2 protein-coding genes and 1 pseudogene are annotated in these 3,208 nt (G+C 29.4%); all 3 read left to right on the top strand.

Features of this window, described 5'->3' with window-relative positions:
• Window positions 1-312, top strand: a pseudogene (locus E6A48_RS04375) (hypothetical protein); the annotation flags it as partial.
• 3 nt (window positions 313-315) lie between these two features.
• On the top strand, window positions 316-1,704 hold the full coding sequence (locus E6A48_RS04380) for a TldD/PmbA family protein (protein WP_219708833.1): 1,389 nt from the start codon (window positions 316-318) through the stop codon (window positions 1,702-1,704).
• 3 nt (window positions 1,705-1,707) lie between these two features.
• The gene (locus E6A48_RS04385) at window positions 1,708-3,054 is read left to right on the top strand and encodes a TldD/PmbA family protein (RefSeq protein ID WP_219708834.1); all 1,347 of its coding nucleotides are present in this window, start codon (window positions 1,708-1,710) and stop codon (window positions 3,052-3,054) included.
• Window positions 3,055-3,208 lie beyond the last annotated feature (154 nt).

A 3,208-nucleotide genomic window follows, 5' to 3' on the forward strand; every position in this document is an offset into this window, starting at 1 on the left:
ATATTAAAAAGCAAATTAGATAAAGATAAAAAATTTAAAAGCATTTTAAAAACAAAATCATTTTTTATAATTTTTATGACGCCATATATTAAAATAGTAGATTTAATGGAATTATTTAAATGGAAAAGAGATAAGGCCGCAAGGTTATTATTAAGATTAAAACATGAAGGATTGTTTTTTGAATTAAAAATAAAAAAAGAAAAACTCTACATAAATAAATATCTTATAGACTTATTTGCTAAGGGTAAACATAATAAACCTGATGACTTCTTATCTAAAAAAACAGCAACTACAAAAATTAAGGAGAGCTAAAAAATGAAATACTTTCAGTTTGACAGTAACTTTTTGCATAGTGTTTTGGAAGAGGCTTTAAAAAATGGAGGCGAGTATGCTGATTTATTTTTTGAAGATACTAAGATTAATAATATAAGTTATTTAGATAAAAAAGTTGATGATATGAGTCTTGGCAATAATTATGGTGTTGGGCTTAGAGTAATAGTTGATAAGAAGACAATATATTTATATTCTAATGACACTAGCAATAATAGTTTAATTAATTTAGCAAGAAGCGTTTCTTCTATTGTGAAAAATAAAAAATATATAGTAAAAGATTTTATAAAGTCAGAAGAGAGAGATAATCACCCTGTTCATATTAATCCTTTTGATGTTAATTTTGATGAGAAAATAGAAACACTTGCCTATTTGGATAAAACAGCAAGAAATGTATCAGAGAAAATAAAACAAGTAAGTGCAAGATATATGGAAAAAGAGAGAAATATTTTAGTGTGTACAAGCAATGGGATATTAAAAGAAGATTCTCAAACTTATATAAGATTAGTAATGATGTCTATGGCATCAGACGGCACTAACACACAAACTTCAAGCAGGACAAAAGGAGCTTTAGATGGCTTTCAGGTGATAAGAGATATTAACTTAGAGAATATGGCAATAGAGACTGCTAACTCTGCAATAAAAATGCTTGATTCGGAATATCCAAAATCTGGTAAATACCCTGTTGTAATAGACAATGCTTTTGGTGGAGTAATATTTCACGAGGCTTGCGGTCATGCTTTAGAGGCTACTTCTGTTGCTGATAATGCTAGTGTTTTCTGTAATAAATTAGGTGAAAAAATAGCTTCCGATGTTGTTACTGCTATTGATGACGGCACTATAAAAAATGCTTGGGGAAGTTATAATATTGATGATGAAGGCAATGATGCACAGAGAACTGTTTTAATAGAAAATGGAATACTTAAAAGCTATTTGGTTGATGAGCTTGGTTCTATAAAGATGAATCAAAAAGTTACAGGAAGTGCAAGAAGAGAAAGCTACAAATATGCCCCTACTTCAAGAATGAGAAACACTTTTATTGATAAAGGCAACTCCACTTTTGAAGAGCTTATATCTGGTATAGAGTATGGACTTTATGCTAAAAAGATGGGAGGCGGTTCTGTGGACCCTGCTACTACAGATTATAACTTTGCTGTATCTGAAGGCTATTTAATAGAAAATGGTAAAATCACTAAGCCTGTAAGAGGTGCTACACTTATAGGACGCGGTGATGAAACACTTATGAATATAGAAGCAGTATCATCAAATTTAGAGTTAGCTGACGGAATATGCGGAAGTATTTCTGGAAGTGTGCCTACTACAGTTGGGCAGCCTGCTATTAGAGTAAAAGAGCTTACAGTTGGAGGAAGATAAAAAATGGAGAGAAACGAAAAAATAAAAGAGATATTTAACATTGTCAAAAATAAATTAGATAATGATTATAAAATAGAAATTTATATGTCTAATAGCGGTGAAGAAGAGTTTACTGTTAGAGAGAGAGATTTAGATAAATATACTTTTGCAGAATCTGGAGGCATTGGTTTAAGGCTAATAAAAAATGGTCAAGTGGGTGTGAGCTTTACTGAAAAAATTGACTTTAATGATGAAAACATAAACAATTTAATTAACAATGCAAAAAACTCTCTTAAATATGCTGCATCAGAACCAGAGTTTAATACTCTTATAGAAGAAAGCGAAGAGAAGTCATATAATTTAATTAATAGCAACATAACTAATTTAACAAATGATGAACTAAAAAAAATATCACTTTCAATAGAAGATAAATTATATTCATTAGATAAAAGAATTGTAAATGTACCTTCATGCGGTTTGGCAAGATACGATTTTTCTAAACACATTATAAACAGCAATGGAATATGCAAAGAAGAGAAAAAAAACAGTATATCATATTATGCTGAAGTAATAGCAAAAGATTCTAATGCTGTAAAAACTTTTTTTGATGTTTATTCTTCAAAAGATACAGAGTTTGATGTTAATAGTTTTTGCAAAAATATAGTTGATAATGTTGTAAATAAATTGGAAGCTAAAGAAATTAAGAGCGGAAAATATAAAACAGTTTTTACAAGTAAAGCTATGAGAACAATGATTGGAGCTTATTTATCGTTATTTTCTTCTGAAGCAGTACAAAAACAGTTATCACTCCTTCAAGGCAAATTAAACAAAAAAATAGCAAGCGAAATTATAAACATAAAAGATATTCCAATGTTTGATAAAGGCTTAGCAAATACTAATTTTGACGGAGAAGGCTCTGCTACAAAAGATTTAAATATCATCACAAACGGTGTATTAAATAGCTATCTATACAATAATTACACAGCAAGAAAAGAAAACAGAAAAACAACCTCTCATGCATCAAGAGGATTTAAAACTTCAATAGGAATATCATGCCATAACTTAATTTTAGAAAATGGAGAGAATACTCAAGAAGAACTAATATCACAAATAAAAGACGGCATATTAGTAAACTCACTCACAGGTACTCATGCAGGCGTAAACTCTATAAGCGGAGATTTCTCTCTTCAGGCAGAAGGAATAAAAATAGAAAACGGTAAATTATCACACACAGCAAATCCATTTATAGTGTCAGGAAACATATTAGATTTTCTAAACAATATAGAAATGCTTGCAAATGATACCGACTATCATCATTCATCTATATACACACCAAGTGCTTTAATAAAAGAACTATCATTTTCAAGCTAATACTGGAAATTTTAAAGTTTTTTATTTTATTCAACTTTTTCCCGTAGCTACACGCTGTGGACTTCGTCAAAGTTGCAAAAAGTGCATATAAAAATACAATACTAATTTATTTTACATACTAAATATTAAATCAAAAACAATACAAATATTTATT

The sequence above is a fragment of the Brachyspira pilosicoli genome, from assembly GCF_019402445.1.
In the GTDB taxonomy this organism is placed as follows: Bacteria; Spirochaetota; Brachyspiria; order Brachyspirales; family Brachyspiraceae; genus Brachyspira; species Brachyspira pilosicoli_B.